Raw genomic sequence first — 25,183 nt, forward strand, 5'->3', positions numbered from 1 at the left:
TGAATGTAACGACATTTGTAGTTACATTTGATGGAGTTCGAATGGGACGAGGCGAAGAACCGCGCCAATCTGGAAAAGCACGGCATCAGCTTTGACCGGGCGGTGCTAGTGTTTGAAGGCGACTACGTCACCACGCAGGCCCGTCTTATGCCTGATGGTGAAGTGCGCCAGAAAACAATCGGCATGTTGGATGACCTGCTGATGGTTAGCGTCATCCACACCGACCGGGAAGGCGTCACACGCCTTATCTCCGCCCGTCCGGCAAAGCGTAACGAGAGGGCATTTTACCATGGGACGCACCGTCCGCGTGAAACTTGAAGACCTGCCACCGCTGACGCAAGCGGATCGCGAGCGGCTACGTCGTCTTGCCGAACTCCCCGACGACGAGATCGATACCTCTGACATTCCCGAATGGACCGAGGAGGAGTTCGCCAACGCAGTCTGGCATACCGGCCATGGCAAGCAGCAGGTGACGGTGCGGCTGGACAAGGATGTGCTCGCCTTCTTCAAAAAGGGCGGGCGCGGCTATCAGACACGCATCAATGCCGTCCTGCGCGCCTTCATGGAGGCTAAGCGCAAGACTCCGGCGGAATAGTTTTCTGGCTTTCGTGCAATTTTGGAGAAACCGGTTTGTTGATCAGCTTGCTGGCCGCGCTCGGCCTCATCACAGCCCAGCCGGTCATCATGCCGGACAGTCTCGCCCTGCCAGCACCTCAAGGACTGAGCGTCCCCGACAGTTGCGAGTCCCCTGTGCTTGAGCAGATGGCGCCTGGGGCCGTTTTCGACCCTTCGGGAGGATACTGTTTCGCCGTGGATATGGAGCGCTACCATCTCGCGTTGGAAGAGCTTGATGCGGCCCTGGACGAGGCCGGTTTTGACCTTTCAAATCGTCAGGCGCAGATGGTCAGCGCCTATACCCGGCGCAATCCGCCTTCCGGGTGCCGGCAGAATCTTCTGGTGTTCGTTGCGCCTCCAGCTAGCGGGGCGGTACGCGCTTCTTCACAGCCTGACCTGCGGCCGTTTGATGGTGAGGGCGTAGTTCTTTTCGCGCCGATCTTCTCCGAGGGCTGCGAATTATCGCGCGGCTAGCAGGCTGACGCCCCTTGCCGATCAGGCACAAAACGTTATTCAGACCCCGGACCGCTCTGCCAGAGCGTCCGGGTTTCATCTGGGAAGCTTAAAGCAGCCATGACACGTCTTTCCGACACGTTTGCGCGCCTGAAATCTGACGGGCAAGCCGGGTTCGTCGCCTATGTGATGGCGGGTGATCCCGATGCCGCCACAACGCTGAAAGTCATGCACGGGCTTGCCGAAGCCGGAGCCGATGTGATCGAGCTCGGCGCCCCCTTCACCGATCCGATGGCCGATGGCCCGCCCATCCAGCGCGCGGCGCTGCGGGCGCTCGATAGCGGCATGACGCTTCGCGGCGTGCTGCAGCTGATCGCGGACTTCCGCAAGACCAATGCGGCGACGCCTGTCGTGATCATGGGTTATGCGAACCCCTTCCACGCCTTTGGCTATCAGGCGTTTGTCGATGCGGCTTCGGCGGCGGGCGCGGACGGCGTGATCTGCGTGGACCTGCCGCCCGAAGAAGACGCGCCGCTTCGCGAGCCGATGGAGCGCGCTGGCCTCTCCCTTATCCGCCTCGCTACCCCCACCACCGACGATGACCGCCTGCCGCAAGTGGTGAAAAATACCTCCGGCTTTGTCTATTACGTCTCCACCACAGGCGTAACCGGGGCCGGTATCGGCCAGACGGCTGTGGTCTCAGGGGCGGTGGACCGGGTGCGCAAGGCGTCCGGACTGCCGGTCGCGGTGGGCTTTGGCGTAAAGACGCCAGAGCGCGCCGCAGAGATCGCGAAAGTGGCCGATGCGGTAGTCGTCGGCTCGGCGATTGTGGACGCGCTGGCGGATGGCGGCGTCGCAGGCGCGGTCAAACTGGCCAAAGAACTGGCGCAAGCAACGCATAATGCGCGATAATCGCGACAACAGGCAGCCTGGGACAACTCAATGAACTGGCTTTCCAAGCTTACCCCTCCGGGTGTTTCGCGCATGTTCGACAAGCGCGACACGCCGGAAAATCTCTGGATGAAATGCCCGGTCTCGGGCGAGATGGTGTTCCACAAGGACCTTGAAGCAGCCCTGCATGTCACGCCGGCGGGCCATCATGTGCGCATCGGGCCGGACGTGCGCCTGCGCTACACGTTCGACGCCACCTGGGAGGAGATCGCCCTTCCCGAAGTTCCCAAGGACCCGCTGAAATTCCGCGACGACAAGCCCTATGCCTCGCGCCTTGCCGCCGCCCGCAAGAAGACGGGCCGCGAGGACGCCATGGTAATCTCGGTGGGCCGTATTCAGGGCATCGAGACGACCGTGCTGGTGCAGGACTTCTCCTTCATGGGCGGGTCGCTGGGCATGGCCGCTGGCGAATCCTTCCTCAAAGCCGCCGAGACCGCAGTGGAGCGCCGCACGCCTCTGGTCGTGTTCACGGCTGCTGGCGGCGCACGCATGCAGGAGGGCTGCCTCTCCCTGATGCAGATGCCGCGCACGACCATTGGCGTGGAAATGCTGCGTGAAGCCAAGCTGCCTTACGTGGTGGTACTGACCGACCCCACGACAGGCGGCGTCACCGCCTCCTACGCCATGCTGGGCGATGTGCATCTGGCCGAGCCCGGCGCATTGATCGGCTTTGCCGGTCAGCGCGTGATCGAGCAGACGATCCGTGAAAAACTGCCCGAAGGCTTCCAGCGCGCCGAATACCTGCTGGAAAAGGGCATGGTGGACCGCGTCGTCCACCGGCGTGATCTGCCGCGCGTGCTGGGCAATGTGCTGCGCACGCTGATGAAGCGGCCCGCAGCCACCGCCAACGTGCCTGCGCCCGCCGCCTGATCCGATGAGCATCGCTGACGCGCTGGCCCGGCTTGCCAATCTGCACCCGGCCAGCATGGATCTGTCGCTGGAGCGGCTAGCGCGCCTGCTGGACGCTCTGGGCAAGCCGCAAGACTGCCTCCCCTCCACCATCCATATCGCCGGTACGAACGGCAAAGGCTCCAGCGCGGCCTTCCTGAAAGCCATCTGCGAGGCCGCGGGCGAGCGCGTGCATGTCTACACATCGCCGCATCTGGTGCGCTTCAACGAACGCATCGTGCTGGCAGGCGCAGAGGTGGACGACGCCCCCCTTCTGGCAGCGCTGGAGCGGGTTGAAGTAGCCAATGCCGGTCAGCCGCTCACCTTCTTTGAGGCAACCACGGCCGCCGCCTTTATTCTCTTCAGCGAGACGCAGGCCGACCGGCTGATACTGGAAGTAGGCCTTGGCGGGCGGCTGGACGCCACCAATGTCATCACCAGTCCCGCCATCACCCTCATCACCCCGGTCAGTTTCGATCATCAGACGTATCTGGGTGATACTCTGGAGAAGATCGCGGGCGAGAAGGCCGGTATCCTGAAACGCGGCGTGCCGTGCGTGGTCGGGCCGCAGGCCGATGAGGCATTGATGGCCATCGAACGGGCCGCCATGCGCCTGAGCGCGCCGCTGACCCTGCATGAGCGCGATTACCGCGCCTATGTGGAGCACGACCGGCTTGTCTATGAGGAAGAGAACCTCGTCTGGGATTTGCCGCTGCCCGGCCTTTTCGGATCACACCAGACGGCCAATGCTGCAGGCGCCATCGCGATTGCCCGCAAGCTCGGCCTGTCTGAGGAGGCCGTACGCGAAGGCCTGTCAAAGGCGCGCTGGCGCGCGCGCATGCAGCGCCTCACCAGCGGGCCGCTCGCCGATATAGCCAGAGCCGGCGAGGCCGAGTTGTGGCTGGATGGCGGACATAATCCGGCCGCCGGCGAGGTGCTGGCTCAAGCCATGGGCGAGCTGGAATCGCGCGAGGAGCGTCCGCTTGTACTGATCTGCGGCTTCTCCGCCGGGCGGGATGCATCAGCCTTCCTCAAACCGTTTGCGGGGCTCGCCGGGCTTGTCATCACCGTGTCTGGCTTTGCCGCGCGTGAAGGTGCGATGAGCGCGCAGGAGGCCGCCGAAGCCGCGCGCAAGGCGGGCCATATGGTGCAGACCAGTGCGGGCCTGATCGAAGCGCTGACCGATGCCTGTCACATCGTGGAGCGCCCGCGCGTGGTTATTTGCGGTTCGCTTTATCTGGCGGGCCACGCCTTGAGTCTGGGCGGGGACGCGCCCCTCGTCACACCGGGATGACAGAATTTCTGAGGTCAATAGAAACAATCCATTGTGCGGAGCGTTATTAAAGCCATATCCTTATAGCGATCCTGCAAGGAAACCGCGCCATGGCCGAATTTTTCAGAATGCTCCTGCACCGGCACGACCGGCTGGAGAATGGCCGTCCGTCTGCGCCCGGCTTCCTCGCCCTGTTCCGCCCGTCGCGCAACACGGCCAAGGCCGTCACCTACGCCATCATGCACCTTGTCGTGGCGATGTCTGTTGCGTTCCTTCTGACCTGGAACTGGCGCGCCGCGCTGGCTATCGGCCTGATTGAACCGGCCGTGCAGACGGTCGCCTATTACTTCCATGAGAAGGCCTGGGCGAAGGCGGAAAAGCGCCGTCAGGAACGGCTCGCCGAAGCCTCCTGAGCGCTCTCAAGCGTTGATTCCAGAGAGGGGCACCAGCCGCCGCGCGCATTGTAGGGCGTGGCAAGACCTGCCTCTAGCAGCACAGACCCGAGATCACGCCCGTCGGGCAGGTCCATCGCGGCAATCACACGCCCCGCAAAACTGCCCAGCTGCACATTGCGGATGGCAACACGCCCCCCCGGCTGGCCTTCGGGCGTCAGCAAATTTTCGACAAACGCCTTGGCCCTGTGTCCGGCCTCGCGCTCTGCCTCACATTGTACCCGGCGGATTTCCGGCGCATCCACATCGGCCAGCCGCACCCGCGTCTCCACGCTATGACCCGGCCAGATAAAGGCACGCACCTCGATCGTATCGCCGTCGATCACGCGCAGTATCTCGGCCTCCAGCGGACCGGGAATGACTTGCTGGGCCGCCGCCATGGGCGCGGCAAGAATGCTTAACAAAGTGATAATAATCCGCATCATGTCACAATAGCGGAATATATTCCTGCCGCCAAGCGTGAGGCGCTATTCGAGCTGCTTCAGCCCCTTCAAGTCGTCATTCCCGCGCAGGCGGGAATCCAGCTTTTCTGTCCAGACCTTAGCCCCGCAGCTCTGGATGCCCGCCTGCGCGGGCAGGACGACGACGAAGGCAGGTGGACAACAGGAGAGAACGGCCCGGTTTACGCCAGGAAAACCCGACAGAACTTCCCCACTTATCCCACCCCTTCGACAGCGCGCTTATACTGCGTGTCCCGGTTCGAGGGATGGCTGAGGTTCGCGACGCGGCTGAAAAACGATCCGGGAGCAGGCTGAAACGGCCTGCCGCTCCAGGTGTCCGGCGCGAGGAACTGACGAGATCTTCGCAAAAGCCGGTTCACTGTGCCGCATGGCGCTTAATGGGGTTACGGCAATGGCATTCATGCCCTGCAAGCAGCGGATGGCCCTTGAAACCGGGCATGAGACTTCCGCCTTGAGAGTAAAACCCTTCCGCCCGGCATCCGGGCTATCCGCTGCGCCATCCCGCCCCTTGCCGGAAAGTCCGGTGAGGCGAAAGCCGCGCGCCCAAACCGTCTAAAAATCGTGGGCGATGCCGCCTTTTTCCCAGTCGCCATAGCGGGTGGGTTCAGGCCCTTTGCGCCCGCCCAGCTCTTCAGGCAAAGCCTCTTGCGCGTCAGCCGCCTTGCGGCGCGCCTCGGCCTCGGCCAGGGCGCGCTGTGCAGCAGCGCTCAAGGGGCGCTTGGCATCTTGTGAAGTGTCATCGCTCATACCAGATATTTAGGCGCAGCAGGCGGCAAGTGCCAGCCTGCAACCATCCATCCCGCAGTTGAAGACAAGGGAACTCCCATGACAGCCAATACGCTGCGCACTTTCATCCTGCTCGCCGCCCTGACCGGGCTGTTCGGCGCGGTCGGCTATCTGATTGGCGGGCCGGGCGGGGCGGCAATAGCGCTGGTGATTGCAGGCGCGCTGAACGTGATGGCCTGGTGGAATTCCGACAAGATGGTGCTGCGCATGCATGGCGCGCGCGAGATCACGCCCGATGAGCGCGACCCGGGCCTTCGCCGCTATGCACAGGACACGATCACACTGGCCGACAGGGCGGGCATGCCACGCCCGCGCGTCTATGTGATCGATACCCCCCAGCCCAATGCCTTTGCCACCGGGCGCGACCCCAACAATGCCGCTGTTGCCGCCACGACGGGGCTTCTCTCCCGCCTCACGCGCGAGGAAGTCGCCGGGGTAATGGCCCATGAGCTCGCCCATGTGAAAAACCGCGACACGCTGACCATGACAGTCACCGCAACGCTGGCCGGGGCGATCGGCTTTCTGGCCAACTTTGCGCTCTTCTTTGGCGGCGGGCGTGACCGGGGCGGGTTGATCGGCGCGATTGCACTGGCGATCTTTGCGCCCATGGCGGCCGGACTTGTTCAGATGGCCATATCGCGCTCGCGCGAATACGAGGCCGACCGGGTCGGCGCCGAGATCGCCGGCAACCCGATGTCTCTCGCCGCAGCGCTGGAAAAGATCGAGCGCGGCGCACGCACCACGCTGAACCCGGCTGCCGAGCGCAATCCGGCGACCGCGCATATGTTCATCATCAATCCGCTGAACGGCCAGGGCGCCGACAATCTGTTCTCCACCCATCCCTCAACGGCCAACCGTATTGCCCGCCTGCGCCAGATGGCCGGTGCCGGACGCTATCCCGGCGGGCCTTGGGGCGAGGAAGGACCGTGGTCGCGCGGACCGTCGCAACCTCCATCCGGCGGCCATGGCGGTCCGTGGGGCTAGGGCAAACGAAAAGAGCCGCTCTGATGAGCGGCTCTTCGGGCAGAAATAGCGGCGGGACTCGCCGTCCCTGCCCTGGTGTGCCGGACCCCCCGCCAGTCCGCCTCCGGGGATTGGGCGGGGAGGAGGCGGGTGGCGGAGGGCCAGGCCGGTGTCAGGAACTAGGCCCTATTTCCAGGGTTCGTTCTCGTCACCGTCTTCTTCAAGCGCGTCGGCTTGCTCTTCATTGAGCTCGTCGGTGATGTCGTCAGCATCGGCATCGCTGTCATAGTCGACATCATCGCGGTCAAAGGCCGCATCCGGCACGCTGTACTCGTCGGCAGCGCTCTCATCGCGCTCTTCATCGCCGTACTCGTCCTTGTCGTCATCGTCGTCGAGCGACTTTTCGAGGGACGGCTCGTACGGGTCAGCCGGGACTTCTTCCAGATCGACCGGGTCTTCACTGGCCATCGGATCGTCCTGCAGCGGATCGTCCGTCATCGGGTCAGAGAACGGGTCGGGCTGGGTGTCGCCCTGGGTGGCAACGCGCCACGCGGCATACTCGTCCTCGTCCAGACCACCATCGAGATCCACGTCATAGAGCGTAAACTCGGCTTCGGTCGTTGCCGGATCAATGGCCTGAATTTCTTCAAGGCTCACGCGGCCATCACCATCGGTATCAGCGTCCTCAAACGGAACCGCGAGAGCCATGCCGGCCAGCGCGAGAGCCGAAACGCCAGAAATCAGAAACGTCTTCATGTCTGTCATTCCTCTGTTGCGCCGGTCCGTCGAAGCGGGGGAAGCGGGGGCAGACCGGCCAGACATGGGATCAATGCGGTGGCCATCTGAATCGTTCCCCGGCCCGATGCATAAAAAATGCAGCAAAAAGCCCCGGCCAAGGCTGGCCGAGGATTTTTATTTTAATTTCAGCCTGTTAGAAAAAGCGCGTTAGTTGGCTCAACCCACCGGGGCCGGCGTCTGGAATGTAGACGTACAGGCGTCCGTGAGGCGCCACTGCCCGTCAATCAGCCGGAAATGGCAGCGCGCATGATCGCGGGCGGGGCTGCCGAGCCTCGCCTCGGTCACACCTTCCGGATTGAGGGTCTGGAAGCGTCCGTTCGGGAAGACATAGGAAATCCGCTCGCTCGACGACACGCTCTGCTCGTATACGCAAAGCGGCGGCTGCATCAGCACGGTGCGCACTGAGTAATCGCCCATGCGCTGGCCGAAAATCTGGTGGCGCAGGGCCGGGTCCTCACCGCGCAGCCGTTCGGCAAGCGCGGCGCTTTCGGGCGGCAGGCTGTCGGCAAGTCCACCCGCATGACCGGCAACGATCTGGCCGAATGCCATGCGCTCAGCGGCGTCCGCCTCACGGCAGGTGGGCGAGGTCGTGGCGCAAGCGCTGATGGCTAGGCCGGAAATGGTTGCAGCAAGGGCGAGGCGTTTCATGAGACTGCTATGGCTCCGTTCGCGGGTGGCGCTGACAATGCCTCAGCCAGCGGCCTTCGCCAAGCGCGCCTTGGCACTGCTGCGATAATTTAGCATTCCCCCGCCATCGCATCGATCCAGGCAGCAACGAGGGCCAGACCTTCACGATGCGCCACGCTGCGGCCCAGCTCCGGCATCATGGCGTCGGGCCGCGTCGTTTCCATGCGGAAAGTGAAGATGGAGGCGTGGCTGTCGCCCGGCACGATGGAATAGAGCCGGTTGCCGGTTCCGCGCCCGGCCGCAATCGGCGGTTTGCATACGCCAAAGGCCGGCCCCACCGGGTCAGACGGCTCCAGGTAAAGCCCGGAGGTGCGCGCATGTCCCGTGCGCGAATGGCAGTGTGCGCAATTAATGTCGATATAGGCGCGTGCAGCGCTTTCCAGCGCCATGCCCGCCAATATTGTCTCGCCATGCCAGACAGTGCTGCGCGGTGCAGCATGGCTTTCGGGTCCGCCAGTCAGCAGCCCTGCCTCGCGCCAGTGGTCAAGCTGGTTCTGGCTCCCGTGAGCGTAAGGGTAATCGCCATTGAGATGACGGGCGCGCGGACCGATAGGGCGCACCTGACCGTCATTGGCATTGGTGATATGGCACTGCGCGCACTGGTTCACATCGGGTATCTGGTAGGTAAGGGCAGTCGAGCGCCCGCCAGCTTCCAGCAGCGTCAGATCGACAAAGGCACCGGCACGCGCAAGGCGCGTGGAGCGCTGATCCTCGTTCCAGGCATAGGGAATGGCCGCCCAGCCCTCCTCGCGCCGCACCAGAATGCGCGTCTCGATCACCCGTATGGCAGAAAGGTCCAGCGCCACCCCGTCAAAATGGGCGTTGGGGTCCAGCTCCAGCGCCACCGCGTCAAATGCCCCGCCGCCACGCGGATAGTAGAAGGTCTTGGTGATGACCGTGCCGACCGGAAACGCGAACGTATCGGTATCATGCCAGGCGGCAGGCTCTGCCCCTTCGGGGAGCCAGACCGTGCGCAGCTTCAGCGCATAGTCGGAGAACAGCGCCGTATTCATGCCATAGGGCACGACGCCTTCGGCGAGCACCAGACGCTCACCCTCGATGCGGAACTGGCCCCAGTCCTCCAGCCGCGCCGGATTGCCGCTGGTATGGAAGGCCGTATCAGCCTCCCACGCCGCCAGATCCACCGGCGCGCCCGCAGGCGGATCAGCGGCGTCGTTTCCGCACGCGGCCAGCAGGAACGCCGCCGCGAGAAGGGTGAGCGTGCGCGTCATGGAAACCGGCCTAGAAGGGCAGTTCCACCGCCGCGCGCGGCGGATGCGAGCAGGCATGCTCTGCCGTCACGATGCGCGGATTGCCATAGCCGCCGGGACCGTCGGCATTGAGCACTTCGGCGCCAGAGACGCACAGCCGCAGATCATCCGGCAATGACCCGTCCACCATCTTGGCCTCGTCCACATACCCGTCCCACAGCACATCCGGGATGCGGCCCGTAGGCCCGAACAGGGCGATGCGCAGAGCCTGCAGATCCATCCCGTCAGGATTATTGCCGCCGCCCTCGAACGTATTCCCATGGATGTGGATGCGCTCAGGATAGGGATCAAAATCGCTCTCTACGCCGAGCTCTGAAAACCCGGCCGAATGGAGCGAAGAGATAATCACATTGGCCGTGCGGTTGCGTGCCACGCGGTTGTTGAAAATCTCCACATCATCGTTGGAGTTGACCAGAATGCCTGTGCCGGCTGGCACATTGGCGACCGGCGTGCCGGCATGGCCGAAATTGCGCGTATTATTCTCATGGACATCATTGTCGAACACGCGCGTGCCATGGCCGGGCCGCGGCAGGTTGGGCATGTTGAAGACGAGAATCCCGCCCGTATTGTTGGTGGCCACATTGCCGTACACGTCAGCATCCATCGAGTTTTCGATCTCGATGCCCGCCACATTGTACTCGGCGCGGTTATTGCGCACGACGATATTGTCCGACTGGCCGACATAAATGCCCGCATCCGACGCGCCGATGGCCACCGATTCCTCGATCAGCACATTCGTGGTCAGAACCGGATAGATGCCGTAGGCGCCATTATCGGTGGAGACGCCCCGGGTCCATTCGGTGCGTACCCGGCGGATAATGACATTTTCAGAGCCGGTGATTTTCAGCGCATCGCCGATGGAGTCCTCAATGGCGAGGTCTTCAATGGTGAAATTGTTGGCGCTGGTGACAAGAAGGCCTTCCGCGCCCGCGCGCTGCTCGGCAAAGGAGAGGATCGTTTCGTCCATGCCCGCACCACGGATCGTTACGCCGTCCACATTCGCCAGTGAAAGCCCTCGCTCGATAACGAATACACCGGCCGGTATCTCGATCACGCTGCCGGGCGCGGCATCCAGCAGCGCCTCCATCAGCACATGCTGGTATTCACGGTCTGCGTCTGAAACATCGCGTGTCTGGCCGGTCTGCTGGCCACAGGCCTGCAGCACGATCAGCGCGGAAAAAGCCGCCAGCCCGGCGCGCCAGATAGCTGTCATGAAAATAGTCCTCCCCAGACTGTCATCGATACGCGTGTATCCGCGTTTCACTGAGTGATCAGTTTGCGAGTTTATTCCGGCAAAGGGAAGGGGGTCGTTGCCAGTTTGCGTGAAACCTAGTTCCACCAGCCAAAAACCAGCCCGCGAATGCTGTCAAAGCTCCACAGGCCGGCCAGCATGCCGGCAAGCGCGATCAGGAATATCCAGATGCGGTAGCGCCGTGTCAGCCGCCAGACACCGCGCACCGCGATGACGCTGGCGCGCCAGCCAGCGATGCGCACCGGCAGGCCGATGACCAGGCTGGTGACTAGCGCGACGGCAAATATCTGCACTTCGTAAGGAATGGCCGCCATGGCCCTGTTCCCGCAAGAAAGGCAGGCGGCGCTGGCTAGTTGCGGCCGCCTGACGGGTTGATCCGGTCGTCACGCATGATGCCGCCCCCGCCACCGGGGTCAGACGGTGCGCAATAGGGCCAGCTGCCAGTATTCTGCCCGCGCTCCGGGCAGACGGTCTCACCCGGCACGTTGGCGCACGCCGCCAGCAGGGCGAGTGTCGTGCAAAAGCCCGCAAGCAGGGCTGAGCGCCGTAAGCGTGGCGTCAAGGACATGATGAGCGGGCTCCCTCTGGCTGAGCGGATGATCACCCCTGCCCGGCGGGCTGGCAAGGTTTTTTGCACACCCTGTTACGGTTCACGGCACCTTAACGCTGTTGGCGTTAGCTGATGGCCGCCCAGTCATCAAGGCAGTGAGAGACCGTGACCCGCACCTCCATCCGCGTTCGCGTCGGCACCGGCCCGCGCCGCCCGAAGGGCTGGCTTGTGCTGGCACGCGCGCTCACCGCACTCGCGACAGTCGCGATCCTGCTGTCGGCCATGTATCTGGTGGCCCTTGCGCGCGACCTGCCCGACACCTCCTCGCTGGCCACGGCGCCGGCGGGCACCGCCATGACATTTCTCGACCGGCATGGCCGCGTCATCGCCCGGCGCGGGGACAGCGCTGGCACAACGATCAGCGCAGACAACCTGCCCGAACATCTCGTCGACGCCGTACTGGCCGTCGAGGACCGGCGCTTCTATCACCATTTCGGCATTGATCTGATCGGCACCACCCGCGCCGCGCTGGCAAATATGCGCGCCGGGCGCGTGGTGCAGGGCGGCTCGACCATTACCCAGCAGCTGGCGAAGAACCTGTTTCTGACACCCGACCGCACCTTCCGGCGCAAGGCGCAGGAAATGCTGCTCGCCTTCTGGCTGGAAACGCGTTTCACCAAGGACGAGATACTCGCCCTCTATCTGAACCGTGTCTATTTCGGCGCCGGGGCATGGGGCGCGGAAAACGCTTCGCGGCGCTATTTCGGACGCGGCCCGCATGAGCTGGATATTGGCGAGGCAGCGCTTCTGGCCGGACTCCTGAAAGCCCCCTCACGCTATTCCCCGGCGAGCGACACCACGCGCGCTGCCGTGCGGGCGACCGTTGTGCTTGATCTGATGCTGGCTACGGGCCGGATCACCGAGGAGGAACGGCTCGCCGCCGCCTCTGCGCCGATCCGTGTCTCGCGCGGCTCGTCCAGCCCCGGCGCGGGCTGGTTTGCCGATTTTGCCGCCAGCGAGGCGCGCACCCTGCTCGCCTTGCACGCCCCCTCATGGGAGGGCGATGTGGTGGTGCGCACCACGCTTGATGTGGATGCCCAGCGCGCCGCCGACAGCGCCCTGACGCGCGGTCTCGCCGATCCTGACATTGCGCGCGGCGCCGCCAATGGCGCCATTATCACGCTGGATGGCGCAGGCGGTGTCGCCGCCATGAGCGGCGGTACCGACTATGCCCGCTCACCCTTCAACCGCGCCACGTCGGCCCGCCGCCAGCCGGGTTCCGCCTTCAAGCCCTTCATCTACGCCTCCGCCTTCGAGGCCGGCTGGTCTCCCCTCGACCACATGATGGACGAGCCGGTCAGCTATGGCAGCTGGTCCCCGGCGAACTGGGAAAACCGCTATGAGGGCGAGATGACGCTGGAGCGCGCCTTTGCCCGCTCATCCAACTCCATCGCGGTCCAGCTGGCCGAAGCCACCGGGCGGGCCTATACGCTGCGCCTTGCGCGGCGCCTCGGCATTGAAAGCCCGATGGAGAACACGCACTCCCTGTCGCTCGGCGCCTATGAGGTGACGCCGCTGGAGCTGGCCCGCGCCTATGTGCCGTTCATGAATGGCGGGCGTGCGGTCGAGGCCCACGCCATCACCCGGCTTGAAACACCCTCCGGGGATGTCCTCTGGACGCGTGATACATCGCCCGGGCCGGTTGTTCTGGCAGACCGGGTCGTGCGCGAGATGGACCAGATATTTGCCGCTACCGTGCGCTATGGCACGGGCCGCTCGGCAGCTGTTCAGGGCCGCGAGGTGCGCGGCAAGACCGGCACCACCAACGGTTTCCGCGATGCCTGGTTTGCCGGCTGGACCGACGGCCTCGTGACGGTAGTCTGGACCGGCAATGACGATAACCGCTCCACCGAGGCAGGGTCAGGGGGCACAGGCCCGGCGCGCATTTTCGCCGCCATGATGACGGCTGCGCCTGTTATCGCCCTGCCGGAGGGCATGCCCCCGGCACCCGCTACAGATCCGGACCGGCTGGCCCGCCTTCTCAGTGCGCTTGAGGATGAAAACCTCGTCAGCACGGCCTATGAGGAAAGCGCCCCGCCTGCGCCGCCCGCCAGCGAGCCAGCTGATGATCCCATTGCCGGATTGCTCTCGCGCCTGCCACGGGACTGAGCGGCTAGCTCTGGCGCCATTGAGGCACTAGGCTGCAGCCCCTGCCCCGCTGCCAGCCTGAAAGCTCTTGCCATGTCCGTATTGCGTCTCCTGCCTTTGCTTTGTGTGCCTGTCCTGCTGCTCGCCGCCTGTGGCGACCGGCGTGATGACCGGGAGCCGCCCGCCACGCGCGTCACCTCTGGCGATGCTGCCGAGGCAGCCCGCATACTGGGGCTGGAAGAGCCGGGCCGGGCGGACTGGGAAAGCCGCGAATTTGCCAATGGCATCTTCCGCTTCGAGAACTTCACCCTGCTGCTGGCGCAAGTGGAGACAGAAGGCGGGGAAGACGCAGAAGACACGCTGGTAGAGAGCAGGCTGAACGCGGAGATCATGGAGATTGCCGCGCCGCGCCTTGAAGAGGATGTGGTCCGCTTTGACCGGCTGACGCTGGAAAATGCCGTGCTGACAGACCTGGAAGGCGGCGAAACCCGCTTTGAGCGCCTTGTCATTGACCGGCCCGGCCCGGCCCTGTCGCGCTCCATTGCGGCCTCGTTCACCGGCGACACGGAGGATCTGCCTGATCTGACCGGGAACCTCGCCGCCTACAGCTTCCGGGAAATGTCCCTGGCAGGCCTGTCTGTGTCCCTGCCGGAGGGAGACGGCACACTGCAGGCCGCTGATGTCACGCTGCGGGGGCTGGACGAGGCCGGGCTGGAACTGGCGCGCATTGAAAGCATCAGCTTTGACGGTCCCGCCACGCGCTTCGAGATTGAAAGCGCGCAGATGGACGCGGTTGGCGCGCGCTTCCTCGCCTCCCTGTTTGATGACGAGGCCGCGTCGCTGCTCCAGACGGCCATTTCCGGCAATCCGGCCGATTACTATCGCAGCCTCTCCGTGACAGGCCTGTCGGGCGTGGCGAGCGGCGTGGTCTATGAGATGGACAGCTTCAGCGCTGAAGTAACCCCCGAAGGCGAACGCCTGCGTACGCTGGCAAGCATGCCGGCTTTACGTCTCTCGGCTGAGCGCGGCAGCGATCCGGGCGAGCATGTGCGTAACGTGCTCGGCTTTCTCGGCTATGAGGAGGTGGTGCTGCGTTTCGAGACCGATACGATCTACGATCCGGTAACTGACACGCTTCAGACCCAGAACAATAACCGCTTTGTCTGGGAGGACGGGCTGACGCTCTCGGCGCAGCAGCAGATTTCCGGCGTGCAGGCCTATGGCGATGCTGTCGCCGCTGCCCGCGATAGCGGGGTCTCCGACCCTGAAGCACTGGCCGCGATGGAACGCCTCCTGCGCCTGCACCAGCTCGAAATCCGTCTGGAAGACCAGTCCCTGCTGGACCGCAGCTTTTCCGCCTATGCACTGATGAACGGCGTCACCCCGGCGCAGATGCGCGTACAGGCCTCCGCCCTCATTGGGCTGGGTCTCTCGGCCCTGCCAGCGGAGATCCCCCGCCCCTTCATCAATGCCATCGCACGGCCTCTGTCCGACTTTGTGCGCGATGGCGGCACGCTGGTCATCAGGCTTGACCCGCCAGAGCCGGTGCCGCTGACTGCGCTGGTCAGCCCGTCGGGCGAGTTTGACATTGACCGGCTCGGCCTTGCCGTCGACGTGGAACGGCCCGGACAGGACTAAGACACCCCCTTGGATCGCAGTGTCATCATTTTAAGCTCGCTGGTAGCGGGCAGCCGTGTTGGCGGCGGCGTCAGCGCCGCCGTGCTGACGCGCGCACGCTTCACACCCGAACACGTGCCGACCGTCATTTTCGGCCGCCATCCGGGCCTTGGCGCGCCCGGCGGCGGTGCCGTGCCGGATGCGGTCTTTGCGGGCGCGCTCGACGGCCTGCTGGCCCATGGCGCCCACATCCGCAGCAGCGCCATACTGACCGGCTATTTTGCCAGCGCAGAGCAGGTGCGCGCGGCCGCCCTCTTCATTGAGGCCGCCAAAGCGGCAAACCCCGGCATTTTCGTGCTGATCGACCCGATCTGCGGCGATGGCGTCGCCGATGGGACGGCAGACGGGCTTTATGTGAAGCGCGAAACGGCAGAGGCCATCGCCGCGCGGCTGGTCCCGCTGGCTGACCTCATCACCCCCAATGCGTTCGAGCTGGCCTTCCTGACAGGACGGCCGGTAACCGATACAGCTTCTGCCAGAACCGCCGCACACACGCTTGCAAAACCCGTCCTCGTCACCTCCGTGCCGGAGGGGACAGACCGGCTCGCGGTTCTGCTGACAGACGGCCAGACAAGCTGCTCTGCCAGCGTGGACCGGCTGGAGGGCGTGCCGCACGGTACAGGCGATCTGCTGGCCGCTCTGGCACTGGTGGCAAGGCTGGATGGCGATACCGGCAACGAACTCTGCCAGCACGTCACGCGGACCTGCGAACGGGTGATCCGCGCCAGCCTTGATGCCCGCAGCCATGATCTGCTGCTGGGCGCGCTTGAACACGCGAAGCCCGCCGGGCCGGTGCAGTCCTCCCGTCCAGTACTTGGCCTTGATGGCTGCAAGGCGGGCTGGGTCGGTGTTCTCCTGCGCGAAGGCGCACCGCCTGAACTGCACCTGTTCGCGACACTCACCGATGCGCTGGAAATGGCGGAACGCCCTGCCATCATCGCGATCGATATTCCGATCGGTTTTGAAGGCACGCCCAGCGGGCCGGGGCGCGAGTGCGAGCGTCTGGTGCGCAAGCTGCTGAAAGGCCGGGCTTCCAGCGTGTTCTCCTCGCCGCTCCGCGCTGCCCTCGCCGCCACCAGTCATGCAGAGGCCATCGCCCTGAACCGCTCCGCTGGCGGGCCGGGCCTGTCCGCGCAGAGCTTTGCGCTGTTTAAGAAACTCCGCGAAGTGGATGCCGCCCTCACCCCTGATATGAGCGCGCGCGTCTTCGAGACGCACCCGGAAGCCGGCTTTGCCCTGCTGAAGGGCGCGCCAATGGCGCACAACAAGAAGACGCCGGAGGGACGCGAAGAGCGCCTGGCCCTGCTCGCGCGTCATGGCATCGGGCCGCATCTGCTCGACCCGCACCCTTTCCCAAAAACCCGCTGTGCGCCCGATGATGTGCTGGACGCCGCCATGTGCGCGCTCACCGCCCGGCGCATCGCGAACGGTGAGGCGATGAGCCTGCCACCCGATCCGCCGCTGGACGCGTGCGGCCTGCCCATGCGCATTGTTCTGTGATCTGCTTGATCACGCCGCAAAGCCGCGCTACGGCCCTTCTTCATGAGCATCACGATACACGGACACGTCGCGCCCGGCTTTGAAGCCGTCGCCGACGCCATGCGCGCCAATTTCGAGACCGGTGACGAGATCGGCGCAGCCTTCGCCCTCTACGAGAAGGGTAAGAAGCGCGTCGATATATGGGCCGGTCATGCCGACCGCGCACGCAGCAAGGACTGGCAGGAGGATACCCTCATCCCGGTCTTCTCCACCGGCAAGGCGATCAGCGCGATTGTGGCCGCCTACGCCGTTGATCAGGGCTGGCTTACCTATGATACGAAACTGGCTGAGCTCTGGCCGGAATTTGCCGCGAACGGCAAAGAGGCCGTCAGTTTCGGCGATGCGCTCTCCCATCAGGCGGGCCTGCCGGGCTTCACTGAAGCCATCGAGCCGTCCGACTGGTTTAACCGCGAGTTGATCGAGGCGCGCCTTGCCGCCATGGCGCCGATGTGGCCGCTGGGAGAGGGCAGCGGCTATCACCCGATCACATTCGGCTTTCTGGCCGATGCCGCCATCCGCCGGGCTGACCGACAAGGCCGCACGATTGGCGGGCTGCTGCGCGAGGTCATCGCAGGCCCGCGCGGCATTGATGTCCATATCGGCCTGCCCGAAGCAGAACACGCACGCGCGGGCGAGCACGTGCTGCCACCCCGCCCGCCGCATCTGGGCAAGATGAACGCCGAGAAGCAGGCCGCCTTCCTGAAAGCCTGGTCTTCGCCCGGACGGCGCGGCGCAGCCGAGTGGCGCACAGCCGAATTTCCCGCCGCCAACGCCCACGCCACCGCCAGAGGGCTTGCCGAGCTGATGGGCGTGTTCGCAACCGGCGGGCTTTTGCGCGGTGAACGCCTGTTGAGCGAAGCGGTCGTGAACGAGGCGATGGAAATCCGCGTGGCGGGCGAAGACCGCGTCCTGCCCTTCGACATCGCGTTCGGGGCTGGCGTGAATGTGAACCGGGATCTGGGCTGGTTCGGGCCTGAGCCCCGCGCGGTCGGCCATTACGGGTTTGGCGGCTCATGCGCCTTTGCAGACCCGGTAACGGGTCTCTCTGGTGCCTATGTGATGAACCGGCAGATGGATGTGCTGGCGGGTGATCCGCGCGCGATAAGGCTCATTGAAGCGGCTTACTAGTTTTCTCCCCCCGTTCACGGGCGGGGTGAGAAGCGAAGCTTCGAACGCCCGAAGGACCGAGGGGGGATTTTGAAAAGAAAAGTTTCCCCCCTCCGTCTGGCAAGCCAGACACCTCCCCCGTAAACGGGGGAGGAAACCAAATTGCACCCTAATACGGCGTAATCCCCTTGGCCTGTGTACGCATTTCCGGCGCGACGCCGCTCTTGCCCTGCCGGGCGAGATAGTCATCGACCGCCCAGCGCACCGACGGGAATGCAAACTCGGCCTCCGGCAGATCATCGAGCGCGAAGAAGCGCACCTCCAGACTCTCCGGGCCAGGCCTGATCTCAGGCTCGACAAGCTGCGCGCGGAAGAAAATCTGCACCTGTGAAATCCGCGGAACGGAATAGACCCCGATCAGATCCTCAATGGCGATAACGGCAAACGCCTCCTCATACGCCTCGCGTTTTGCGGCCTCCTCCACGCTCTCGCCCTGCTCCATGAAGCCGGCGGGCAACGTCCAGAAGCCGGAGCGCGGTTCAATCGCCCGGCGGCACATCAATATCTCTCCCGCCGCGTTGAAGACCACCGATCCAGCGACGATTTTCGGATTCACATAATCGATGAATCCGCAGGTGGAGCAGACATTGCGGGTGCGGTTATCGCCTTCCGGGACAGTGCGTTCAAACTTGACGGGCTGGTCTGGCATGATGCTGCGCGGGCCTCCTGTTGGACTGCCTGACACCGCCCCTTTTCCGTATCAGGACGGAATTGACATTGAACCGTGACATTTCGCGTGTACTCTACCCGAAGCTCAGTCATCGGATGAAGAGGGCATTATGGGTGACAAGGCAGAATTCGATCTGGCCGCCTCGCCGGGCCAGCTCCTCCACCGCGCACAGCAGTTTGCCGCCGAGCGCTTCTCCGGGGCGACGGGCGGGGTGGAAATCACCCAGCGCCAGTTCGCGGTTTTAAGCGCGCTGAAAGAAGCTGACGGCCAGACCCAGACCCAGCTGGTCCAGCGCACGGGGATTGACCGCTCCACGCTGGCAGAGCTGGTTAGCCGCATGGCCACGCGCGGCCTTGTGGCACGCGAGAAAGCCCCCGGCGATGCACGCGCCAATGCGGTGAAACTGACCGATGAGGGCCGCGCCCTGCATCAGACCGCCGTTGATGGCGCCAAGGCTGCCGATGAGGCGATCCTGTCGGTGCTTGCCAAGAACAAGCGTGCCAATTTTGTTGATGCGCTGGTGCGCATTTCCCGCGCGCTCGACCCGGATGCCGGTCCAGACGCCAAGGACAAGGCGGCCAAGAAGGACGGCAAGGACAAAGACAAGAAGAAAAAGAAGAAAAAGAAGAAGTAGGCCTACCCGCTACGAAGCGCGCTAGCTGCCTGCCTCCGCCTCTCTCACCGCCGCATTCCAGACCGGCGCCAGACGTCTTTCCCAGATTTGCGGCGTGATCGCCCCGCGCCAGCGCGCGCGGATAATACCCTCTCCATCAATGATGAAGGTTTCCGGCGCTCCGGTGACGCCCAGCTCCAGCGCGGCGCGGCGCTCATGGTCCGCCGCCAGAGTCGTGAACGGATTACCCAGCCGGGCCAGGAAGGCGAGGCTGTTTTCCGGCCGGTCGGCATAGGTGATGCCGTGAATGGGAATGCCGCTCGCCGCCAGCTCTTCCAGCAGCGGGTGTTCCACAATGCAGGGCGCGCACCAGCTCGCCCAGAAATTCAGCAAGTAAGGCCCCTCGATTGTTTCGGGATCGAAATGGGCAAAGCCTGCACCAAATTCCGTGACGGGAAGCGCCGGCAGGGCCCGGCCCGTCATCGCATCGCCCGGCGTGCCTTCACGCCCGGTCAGCGCGATGGCAAAGACGGCCAGCAGCAGGGCTATGGCACCGAGTGGCGCCCAGAAGACGATGCGGCTCATGGCTGGCCGTCTCCGGACAGTTTCTGCCATTCACGCGCCATGGCCCGCTGAAGAAAGCTGAGCCAGATCAGGAACCCGATGCCGCCAGCGGTAAGGGCATAGCAGCTCCACACCCAGACCGCGTGGCCGCCCATGGAGAGAAATTCCGCCATTAGCTGTCCCCGCCTTCGATTTTGCGCCTTGCGCGCGCCTCGGCGCGCTTTGCCAGGCTCATATTGCGCACATTCATGAAGACGAGCGCGGTCATCAGCGCGGTAAACGCCAGCGCCATGACCAATAGCGGCCAGAGCTGGCTGGCATGAATGGTCGGGCCATCGAGCCGGATGACGCTGGCCGGCTGATGCAGCGTATTCCACCAGTCCACGGAGAATTTGATGACGGGCAGATTGATGAGCCCCGCCATGGCAAGGATCGCGCCTGCACGCGCGGCAAGGCGCTCATCCTCGATGGCGGCGCGCAGCGCCATATATCCAAGATACAGGAGGAACAGGACCAGCATGGAGGTGAGGCGCGCATCCCACTCCCACCACGTGCCCCACATGGGCCGGCCCCAGAGCGATCCGGTCGCGAGCGTCAGGAAGGCAAACACCGCCCCGATGGGCGCCAGCGCCTGCGCAGCGAGGTCTGCAATATTATGGCGCCAGATGAAGTAGACAAAGCTGGCGCCGCCAAGCCCCGCATAGGCCGCCATGGAGAGCCAGGCCGATGGCACGTGGACATACATGATGCGCACCGTATCGCCCTGCTGATAGTCCGGCGGGGAGAAGATCAGCGCCCAGGGCAGGCCGATGGCAAACAGGATCACCGCGCCCCAGCCGAACCACGGCACAAGGCGCGCCGCAAGACGCTCAAAACGCTCCGGATTGGCAAAGGCGCTCCACATGGGACTTCACCTAGTCTGAGGATCAATCATCTGCAAGCGGACGCTGCGCCGCACCTTTTGGTTTGTCCTCCCCCACTTCCGTGGGGGTTGGCCTTACAGGCCGCGCAGCGGCCTGAAAAGCGCGAACGCGCGCCCGCGACTTTTCGCGGAACATCGCAACGCGGATGCGTTGCGGAACTGAAAGAGGCATGGATCCCCCGGGATCGCTTCGCGACCGGAGGATGACACGAAACACCCTACTCCAGCCGCCCTCTCAAGGCCGCAGCCATCCCGAACGGAGCGAGCGCCAGCGCGGCGAGAGAAAACGCGCCCGCGAGCATCAGGTTCGCGCCTGCCAGCCCTGTCCCTTCCAGCGCGGCGCGGCCAGCACCGGCTACGAACACCAGCAGCGGCACCTGCAAGGGTGCGGCGATGAGCGCGATGAGAAGCCCGGAGCGCTTTACGCCTGCGGCCAGCGCGCCGGCAAAGCCGGACACCAGCGCAAGACCCGGCAAGGCGAGCACGAGACCGATGCTGAGCGCCGCTGCGCTGGATGCGTCCATGCCATAGGCCATGGCGGCGACAAACCCGATCAGGGGCGCAGGCCAGAGCACGGCGCTGACATAGGCCGCTGCCTTGATGGCCGAGAGGGCCGTCAGCGAGACTGGAGAGAGCGCGTAAAGCTCCAGCGTGCCATCGGAGAGATCATCGCCGAACAGGCGCTCTGCGCCCTGCAGGCTCGCCAGCAGGGCCGCAAAGGCGATAACGCCGGGGGCCGCCGCGCGCAAAATATCCGCGTCCGGGCCTATGGCCAGCGGCACCAGCGCCAGCGCGGCCAGCATGAAAGCGGCAGGCCCGGCCGGTCCGCCCCCGCCCGCAGCGGCCAGACGCCATTCGCGCACGAAGACAGCCAGAAGCGCACTCATGCCCCCATCTCCAGCATGCGCACATCGCTCCAGCCCAGATCAGCATGCGTGGCGGCAATGACCATCCCGCCCCTGGCCCGGAAATCGGCCACCAAAGTAGCGAGCAGCGCCTTGCCGTCATGGTCCAGCGGTGCCGCCGGCTCATCCATCAGCCAGAGCCGGGCTTTTGCATCCAGCGTCAGCCGCGCGATGGCAAGGCGGCGCTTCTGCCCGGCAGAAAGCTGGCCGCAGGCGCGAAAGACCAGTTTTGAAAGACCCATCGCGGCAAGCGCGCCCTCATGAGTGTCACGGCCATGCAGGCGGGCAGCAAAGCGCATGGCTTCACGCACCGTCTCGGCAGGTTTCAGCGCATCGCCATGCCCCAGATAGGCCAGAGGCGGGGCAGTGATGATACCCGCATCAGGCCGGACAAGGCCCGCAAGGGCGCGCAATAGCGTCGTCTTGCCGGTGCCATTCGGGCCTGTCAGCACCAGCGCCTCACCGGGTGCGAGCGTTAAGGTCAGATCACGCACCAGCACACGCCCGCCCCGCGACAGGGTGAGGTTCTGAACGCCAGGACTGGCGGTGATGTCGGGGGCGGGGACGCTCATCGCCAAGCCACTAGCGCAATATGGCCGGACACGCCAATGGGACATTGTGGCCTCAGGGCCGGTGAAATAGCGCCTTGATGCATTGCAGCGCACGGGAAGCAGGGCTAAAAGGCGCGCCAAGGACGGCTTTCGCGCCGGGTTGCCGACGATATGCGCAACCAGCGGGAAACCGTCTTCTCTTAAGCCTGACGAGCCGGATCGCGGGGCATCCCTCTCCCCGCACCATCGGCAGGGCAGACCCGCGACAAGGATATGACATGGCTTCTCTGGACAGCTTCAAGTGCCGCCGCGAAATGATCGTAGACGGCAAATCCTATCAGTATTTCGACCTGAAAGAGGCGGAAAAGAACGGCCTTACCGGCGCGTCGAAACTGCCCTACACGCTCAAAGTGCTGCTGGAGAACCTGCTGCGCTTTGAAGACGGCTCCACCGTTACCAAGGCCGATATTCAGGCCGTGGCCGAATGGGTGAAGACCGGCAAGTCCTCCCACGAGATCCAGTACCGCCCGGCGCGCGTGCTGATGCAGGATTTCACCGGCGTTCCGGCCGTTGTGGACCTGGCTGCCATGCGCGACGCCACCAAGGCGCTGGGTGGTGACCCGAAAAGCGTCAACCCGCTGGTGCCGGTTGATCTGGTCATCGACCACTCCGTCATGGTCGATGTGTTCGGCACCGCTGACAGCTTCAAGCTCAACGTGGAGCGCGAGTACGAGCGCAATGGCGAGCGCTACAAATTCCTCAAATGGGGCGCGAGCGCGTTTGACAATTTCCGCGTCGTCCCGCCCGGCACCGGCATCTGCCACCAGGTCAACCTCGAATACCTCGCCCAGACCGTCTGGACCAAGGATGAAGACGGCGTCACCTACGCCTTCCCGGACACGCTGGTGGGTACTGACAGCCACACCACCATGGTCAACGGCATGGCCGTTCTCGGCTGGGGCGTGGGCGGCATTGAGGCGGAAGCCGCCATGCTCGGCCAGCCTGTTTCCATGCTGATCCCCGAAGTCATCGGTTTCAAACTGACCGGCAAGCTGCCTGAAGGCGCGACCGCCACCGATCTGGTGCTCACCGTCGTGCAGATGCTGCGCAAGAAGGGCGTGGTCGGCAAATTCGTGGAATTCTACGGCGCGGGCATCGACAATCTGTCGCTGGAAGACGCCGCCACCATCGCCAACATGGCGCCTGAATACGGCGCGACCTGCGGCTTCTTCCCCGTTGATAACGAGACGATCGAGTATCTGGCCTCCACGGGCCGGGATGCCTCGCGCGTGAAGCTGGTCAAGGAATACTCGCGCGCTCAGGGCATGTTCCGCCCGGAACGCACTGACGAGCCGGTCTATACCGACACGCTGCATCTTGATCTGGCCTCTGTTGAGCCGTCGCTTGCCGGGCCGAAGCGCCCGCAGGACCGCGTGGCACTGAAAGACGCCGCTGACGAGTTCGCGCAAGTGCTCGACAGCGAATTTAAAAAGCTGGAAGACGGTGGCCGTCAGGTGCGCGTCGAGGGCGAGCAATACTCCGTCGGCCATGGCAGCGTCGTGATCGCGGCCATCACCTCCTGCACCAACACCTCCAACCCGTCCGTCATGCTGGGCGCAGGGCTTGTTGCCCGCAATGCGGTCAAGCGCGGGCTGAAAGTCCAGCCCTGGGTGAAAACCTCGCTGGCGCCGGGTTCACAGGTCGTCACCGACTACCTCGCCCGTGCCGGTCTGCAGGATGATCTCGATGCGCTCGGCTTCAATCTCGTCGGCTATGGCTGCACGACCTGTATCGGCAATTCCGGCCCGCTGCCTGAAAAGATCTCCAAGGCGATTGCCGAAGGCGATCTGGTGGCCTGCTCGGTCCTGTCGGGCAACCGCAACTTTGAAGGCCGGGTCAATCCGGACGTGCGCGCCAACTATCTGGCAAGCCCGCCTCTGGTCGTCGCCTATGCGCTCGCCGGCACGATGAATATCAACCTCACCGAAGACCCGATCGGCTATGACGACAATAACGAGCCGGTTTATCTGAAAGACATCTGGCCCAGCTCTGCCGAGATCGCCGAAGTGGTCCGCTCGGCCGTCACGCCGGATATGTTCGCCAGCCGCTATGCCGACGTCTTCAAGGGCGATGAGTACTGGCAGGGCATTGAGAGCGGTTCGGGCCTCACTTACGATTGGCCGGATTCCACCTATGTCGCCAACCCGCCCTTCTTTGAAGGCATGACGACGGATGTCACCCCGCCGTCAGACGTGAAGGATGCGCGCATTCTCGGCCTGTTTGGCGATTCCATCACCACCGACCACATCTCGCCGGCCGGCTCCATCAAGGCGGCAAGCCCGGCGGGCAAATGGCTGCAGACCAATGGCGTCGAACCGCTGGAGTTCAACTCCTACGGCGCTCGCCGGGGCCATCATGACGTGATGATGCGCGGCACGTTTGCCAATATCCGCATCAAGAACCAGATGGTGCCGGGCGTCGAAGGCGGTGTGACCATTCACCACCCGTCGGGTGAACAGATGCCCATCTATGACGCGGCCATGAAATACGCCGAGGAAAGCCGTCCGCTGGTCGTCTTTGGCGGCAAGGAATACGGCACCGGCTCCTCGCGTGACTGGGCGGCCAAAGGCACGCGCCTTCTGGGCGTGCGCGCCGTCATCACCGAGAGCTTTGAGCGTATCCACCGCTCCAACCTTATCGGCATGGGCGTGCTGCCGCTGGTCTTCAAGGACGGGCAGAGCTGGTCTTCGCTGGGACTGAAAGGCGATGAGACGGTAACGCTCGATGGCGTGTCGGCCATCACGCCGCGCGCCGATGTGAAGGCCGTCATCACCCATGCTGACGGTACCTCCAAGACGGTGACGCTGCGCGCCGCCATCGATACCGAGAACGAGCTCGACTACTTCAAAAACGGCGGCATATTGCACTACGTCCTGCGCCAGCGCGCCGCGGCGTAGGGAAGGGAACGCGCCCTTCCTTCGTCATTCCGGAAAGCCCGTCAGGGCTTATCCGGAACCCAGAGCTTGT

The 25,183-nt window shown here is 64.3% G+C and carries 28 protein-coding genes; 14 read left to right on the forward strand and 14 right to left on the reverse strand.

Annotated elements, in window-relative coordinates:
* Positions 1-30: 30 nt before the first annotated feature.
* From X907_RS13935 to X907_RS13965, 7 genes are all read left to right on the forward strand, one after another.
* The gene (locus X907_RS13935) at positions 31-318 is read left to right on the forward strand and encodes a BrnT family toxin (protein ID WP_127569028.1); all 288 of its coding nucleotides are present in this window, start codon (positions 31-33) and stop codon (positions 316-318) included.
* A complete protein-coding gene (locus X907_RS13940; protein WP_127569030.1) occupies positions 290-595 on the forward strand; it encodes a BrnA antitoxin family protein in 306 nt (101 codons plus the stop codon). The genes X907_RS13935 and X907_RS13940 overlap by 29 nt, the downstream gene beginning before the upstream one ends.
* Positions 596-630: 35 nt before the next feature.
* Positions 631-1,089, forward strand: a complete 459-nt coding sequence (locus X907_RS13945) for a hypothetical protein (protein ID WP_127569031.1) — start codon at positions 631-633, stop codon at positions 1,087-1,089.
* A 99-nt stretch (positions 1,090-1,188) separates the two neighbouring features.
* The gene (gene trpA, locus X907_RS13950; RefSeq protein WP_127569033.1) at positions 1,189-1,980 is read left to right on the forward strand and encodes a tryptophan synthase subunit alpha; all 792 of its coding nucleotides are present in this window, start codon (positions 1,189-1,191) and stop codon (positions 1,978-1,980) included.
* 30 nt (positions 1,981-2,010) lie between these two features.
* The gene (gene accD, locus X907_RS13955; protein ID WP_127569035.1) at positions 2,011-2,889 is read left to right on the forward strand and encodes an acetyl-CoA carboxylase, carboxyltransferase subunit beta; all 879 of its coding nucleotides are present in this window, start codon (positions 2,011-2,013) and stop codon (positions 2,887-2,889) included.
* Between the two features lie 4 nt (positions 2,890-2,893).
* Positions 2,894-4,201 carry a bifunctional folylpolyglutamate synthase/dihydrofolate synthase gene (locus tag X907_RS13960; RefSeq protein ID WP_127569037.1) on the forward strand — a complete coding sequence of 436 codons (1,308 nt, stop codon included), beginning with the start codon at positions 2,894-2,896 and terminating at the stop codon, positions 4,199-4,201.
* 89 nt (positions 4,202-4,290) lie between these two features.
* Positions 4,291-4,593, forward strand: coding sequence for a DUF2061 domain-containing protein (locus tag X907_RS13965; protein WP_233352406.1), 303 nt, complete (start codon positions 4,291-4,293; stop codon positions 4,591-4,593).
* On the opposite strand, the gene X907_RS13970 is transcribed toward X907_RS13965, so the two are convergent.
* Entirely contained in the window at positions 4,566-5,036 is a 471-nt protein-coding gene (locus X907_RS13970) for a thermonuclease family protein (RefSeq protein ID WP_170175580.1), read from the reverse strand. The genes X907_RS13965 and X907_RS13970 overlap by 28 nt on opposite strands.
* Before the next feature lie 609 nt (positions 5,037-5,645).
* Positions 5,646-5,840, reverse strand: a complete 195-nt coding sequence (locus X907_RS13975; RefSeq protein WP_127569041.1) for a DUF1674 domain-containing protein — start codon at positions 5,838-5,840, stop codon at positions 5,646-5,648.
* A 78-nt stretch (positions 5,841-5,918) separates the two neighbouring features.
* Between X907_RS13975 and htpX the strand changes: the two genes are divergently transcribed.
* Positions 5,919-6,863 (forward strand): zinc metalloprotease HtpX, encoded by a 945-nt coding sequence (gene htpX / locus X907_RS13980; RefSeq protein ID WP_127569043.1) that lies wholly within the window; start codon positions 5,919-5,921, stop codon positions 6,861-6,863.
* Positions 6,864-7,028: 165 nt separating this feature from the next.
* Here the strand turns inward: htpX and X907_RS13985 are convergent, their stop codons facing one another.
* The 6 genes from X907_RS13985 to X907_RS14010 all read right to left on the reverse strand — a co-directional run bounded on the left by X907_RS13985 (position 7,029) and on the right by X907_RS14010 (position 11,418).
* The gene (locus X907_RS13985) at positions 7,029-7,598 is read right to left on the reverse strand and encodes an EF-hand domain-containing protein (protein ID WP_127569045.1); all 570 of its coding nucleotides are present in this window, start codon (positions 7,596-7,598) and stop codon (positions 7,029-7,031) included.
* Positions 7,599-7,796: 198 nt separating this feature from the next.
* Positions 7,797-8,288, reverse strand: a complete 492-nt coding sequence (locus tag X907_RS13990) for a hypothetical protein (RefSeq protein WP_127569047.1) — start codon at positions 8,286-8,288, stop codon at positions 7,797-7,799.
* 89 nt (positions 8,289-8,377) lie between these two features.
* Positions 8,378-9,559 (reverse strand): SO2930 family diheme c-type cytochrome, encoded by a 1,182-nt coding sequence (locus tag X907_RS13995; RefSeq protein ID WP_233352410.1) that lies wholly within the window; start codon positions 9,557-9,559, stop codon positions 8,378-8,380.
* Between the two features lie 10 nt (positions 9,560-9,569).
* Positions 9,570-10,811 (reverse strand): parallel beta-helix domain-containing protein, encoded by a 1,242-nt coding sequence (locus X907_RS14000; RefSeq protein ID WP_127569051.1) that lies wholly within the window; start codon positions 10,809-10,811, stop codon positions 9,570-9,572.
* A gap of 116 nt (positions 10,812-10,927) precedes the next feature.
* The gene (locus X907_RS14005) at positions 10,928-11,164 is read right to left on the reverse strand and encodes a hypothetical protein (RefSeq protein ID WP_127569053.1); all 237 of its coding nucleotides are present in this window, start codon (positions 11,162-11,164) and stop codon (positions 10,928-10,930) included.
* Positions 11,165-11,199: 35 nt separating this feature from the next.
* Positions 11,200-11,418: a hypothetical protein gene (locus X907_RS14010; RefSeq protein ID WP_127569055.1), complete on the reverse strand. Its 219-nt coding sequence runs from the start codon at positions 11,416-11,418 to the stop codon at positions 11,200-11,202.
* A 147-nt stretch (positions 11,419-11,565) separates the two neighbouring features.
* On the opposite strand from X907_RS14010, the gene X907_RS14015 reads away from it, so the two are divergent.
* The 4 genes from X907_RS14015 (at position 11,566) to X907_RS14030 (ending at position 17,892) form a co-directional block, all read left to right on the forward strand.
* Entirely contained in the window at positions 11,566-13,569 is a 2,004-nt protein-coding gene (locus tag X907_RS14015) for a transglycosylase domain-containing protein (protein ID WP_233352411.1), read from the forward strand.
* A 72-nt stretch (positions 13,570-13,641) separates the two neighbouring features.
* Positions 13,642-15,186: a hypothetical protein gene (locus X907_RS14020; protein WP_127569057.1), complete on the forward strand. Its 1,545-nt coding sequence runs from the start codon at positions 13,642-13,644 to the stop codon at positions 15,184-15,186.
* 9 nt (positions 15,187-15,195) lie between these two features.
* Positions 15,196-16,725 carry a PfkB family carbohydrate kinase gene (locus tag X907_RS14025; RefSeq protein WP_127569059.1) on the forward strand — a complete coding sequence of 510 codons (1,530 nt, stop codon included), beginning with the start codon at positions 15,196-15,198 and terminating at the stop codon, positions 16,723-16,725.
* A 42-nt stretch (positions 16,726-16,767) separates the two neighbouring features.
* Positions 16,768-17,892 carry a serine hydrolase domain-containing protein gene (locus X907_RS14030; RefSeq protein WP_127569061.1) on the forward strand — a complete coding sequence of 375 codons (1,125 nt, stop codon included), beginning with the start codon at positions 16,768-16,770 and terminating at the stop codon, positions 17,890-17,892.
* 148 nt (positions 17,893-18,040) lie between these two features.
* On the opposite strand, the gene X907_RS14035 is transcribed toward X907_RS14030, so the two are convergent.
* Positions 18,041-18,580, reverse strand: a complete 540-nt coding sequence (locus X907_RS14035) for an NUDIX hydrolase (protein ID WP_127569063.1) — start codon at positions 18,578-18,580, stop codon at positions 18,041-18,043.
* Between the two features lie 130 nt (positions 18,581-18,710).
* On the opposite strand from X907_RS14035, the gene X907_RS14040 reads away from it, so the two are divergent.
* Positions 18,711-19,235, forward strand: a complete 525-nt coding sequence (locus X907_RS14040; protein ID WP_127569065.1) for a MarR family winged helix-turn-helix transcriptional regulator — start codon at positions 18,711-18,713, stop codon at positions 19,233-19,235.
* A gap of 21 nt (positions 19,236-19,256) precedes the next feature.
* Here the strand turns inward: X907_RS14040 and X907_RS14045 are convergent, their stop codons facing one another.
* The 5 genes from X907_RS14045 to ccmA form a co-directional block, all read right to left on the reverse strand.
* Positions 19,257-19,799 (reverse strand): DsbE family thiol:disulfide interchange protein, encoded by a 543-nt coding sequence (locus tag X907_RS14045; RefSeq protein ID WP_127569067.1) that lies wholly within the window; start codon positions 19,797-19,799, stop codon positions 19,257-19,259.
* A complete protein-coding gene (gene ccmD, locus X907_RS14050; protein WP_127569069.1) occupies positions 19,796-19,951 on the reverse strand; it encodes a heme exporter protein CcmD in 156 nt (51 codons plus the stop codon). Before ccmD ends, X907_RS14045 begins: the two co-directional genes overlap by 4 nt.
* Positions 19,951-20,682: a heme ABC transporter permease gene (locus X907_RS14055; RefSeq protein WP_127569071.1), complete on the reverse strand. Its 732-nt coding sequence runs from the start codon at positions 20,680-20,682 to the stop codon at positions 19,951-19,953. The genes ccmD and X907_RS14055 overlap by 1 nt, the downstream gene beginning before the upstream one ends.
* A gap of 236 nt (positions 20,683-20,918) precedes the next feature.
* Positions 20,919-21,587, reverse strand: a complete 669-nt coding sequence (locus X907_RS14060) for a heme exporter protein CcmB (RefSeq protein WP_127569073.1) — start codon at positions 21,585-21,587, stop codon at positions 20,919-20,921.
* The gene (gene ccmA, locus X907_RS14065; RefSeq protein WP_127569075.1) at positions 21,584-22,177 is read right to left on the reverse strand and encodes a heme ABC exporter ATP-binding protein CcmA; all 594 of its coding nucleotides are present in this window, start codon (positions 22,175-22,177) and stop codon (positions 21,584-21,586) included. The genes X907_RS14060 and ccmA overlap by 4 nt, the downstream gene beginning before the upstream one ends.
* 257 nt (positions 22,178-22,434) lie before the next feature.
* Here ccmA and acnA point away from each other — a divergent pair, with 257 nt between their 5' ends.
* Positions 22,435-25,113: an aconitate hydratase AcnA gene (gene acnA, locus X907_RS14070; protein ID WP_127569077.1), complete on the forward strand. Its 2,679-nt coding sequence runs from the start codon at positions 22,435-22,437 to the stop codon at positions 25,111-25,113.
* The last annotated feature ends 70 nt before the right edge of the window (positions 25,114-25,183 follow it).

Source organism: Glycocaulis alkaliphilus (assembly GCF_004000605.1).
Taxonomy (GTDB): Bacteria; Pseudomonadota; Alphaproteobacteria; order Caulobacterales; family Maricaulaceae; genus Glycocaulis; species Glycocaulis alkaliphilus.

Coding starts and splice junctions, on each gene's coding strand:
- X907_RS13935 (WP_127569028.1), top strand. CDS start 31: ATGGAGTTCGAATGGGACGAGGCGAAGAACCGCGCCAATCTGGAAAAG.
- X907_RS13940 (WP_127569030.1), top strand. CDS start 290: ATGGGACGCACCGTCCGCGTGAAACTTGAAGACCTGCCACCGCTGACG.
- trpA (WP_127569033.1), top strand. CDS start 1,189: ATGACACGTCTTTCCGACACGTTTGCGCGCCTGAAATCTGACGGGCAA.
- accD (WP_127569035.1), top strand. CDS start 2,011: ATGAACTGGCTTTCCAAGCTTACCCCTCCGGGTGTTTCGCGCATGTTC.
- X907_RS13960 (WP_127569037.1), top strand. CDS start 2,894: ATGAGCATCGCTGACGCGCTGGCCCGGCTTGCCAATCTGCACCCGGCC.
- X907_RS13965 (WP_233352406.1), top strand. CDS start 4,291: ATGGCCGAATTTTTCAGAATGCTCCTGCACCGGCACGACCGGCTGGAG.
- X907_RS13975 (WP_127569041.1), bottom strand. CDS start 5,840: ATGAGCGATGACACTTCACAAGATGCCAAGCGCCCCTTGAGCGCTGCT.
- htpX (WP_127569043.1), top strand. CDS start 5,919: ATGACAGCCAATACGCTGCGCACTTTCATCCTGCTCGCCGCCCTGACC.
- X907_RS13985 (WP_127569045.1), bottom strand. CDS start 7,598: ATGAAGACGTTTCTGATTTCTGGCGTTTCGGCTCTCGCGCTGGCCGGC.
- X907_RS13990 (WP_127569047.1), bottom strand. CDS start 8,288: ATGAAACGCCTCGCCCTTGCTGCAACCATTTCCGGCCTAGCCATCAGC.
- X907_RS13995 (WP_233352410.1), bottom strand. CDS start 9,559: ATGACGCGCACGCTCACCCTTCTCGCGGCGGCGTTCCTGCTGGCCGCG.
- X907_RS14000 (WP_127569051.1), bottom strand. CDS start 10,811: ATGACAGCTATCTGGCGCGCCGGGCTGGCGGCTTTTTCCGCGCTGATC.
- X907_RS14005 (WP_127569053.1), bottom strand. CDS start 11,164: ATGGCGGCCATTCCTTACGAAGTGCAGATATTTGCCGTCGCGCTAGTC.
- X907_RS14010 (WP_127569055.1), bottom strand. CDS start 11,418: ATGTCCTTGACGCCACGCTTACGGCGCTCAGCCCTGCTTGCGGGCTTT.
- X907_RS14020 (WP_127569057.1), top strand. CDS start 13,642: ATGTCCGTATTGCGTCTCCTGCCTTTGCTTTGTGTGCCTGTCCTGCTG.
- X907_RS14030 (WP_127569061.1), top strand. CDS start 16,768: ATGAGCATCACGATACACGGACACGTCGCGCCCGGCTTTGAAGCCGTC.
- X907_RS14035 (WP_127569063.1), bottom strand. CDS start 18,580: ATGCCAGACCAGCCCGTCAAGTTTGAACGCACTGTCCCGGAAGGCGAT.
- X907_RS14040 (WP_127569065.1), top strand. CDS start 18,711: ATGGGTGACAAGGCAGAATTCGATCTGGCCGCCTCGCCGGGCCAGCTC.
- X907_RS14045 (WP_127569067.1), bottom strand. CDS start 19,799: ATGAGCCGCATCGTCTTCTGGGCGCCACTCGGTGCCATAGCCCTGCTG.
- ccmD (WP_127569069.1), bottom strand. CDS start 19,951: ATGGCGGAATTTCTCTCCATGGGCGGCCACGCGGTCTGGGTGTGGAGC.
- X907_RS14055 (WP_127569071.1), bottom strand. CDS start 20,682: ATGTGGAGCGCCTTTGCCAATCCGGAGCGTTTTGAGCGTCTTGCGGCG.
- X907_RS14060 (WP_127569073.1), bottom strand. CDS start 21,587: ATGAGTGCGCTTCTGGCTGTCTTCGTGCGCGAATGGCGTCTGGCCGCT.
- ccmA (WP_127569075.1), bottom strand. CDS start 22,177: ATGAGCGTCCCCGCCCCCGACATCACCGCCAGTCCTGGCGTTCAGAAC.
- acnA (WP_127569077.1), top strand. CDS start 22,435: ATGGCTTCTCTGGACAGCTTCAAGTGCCGCCGCGAAATGATCGTAGAC.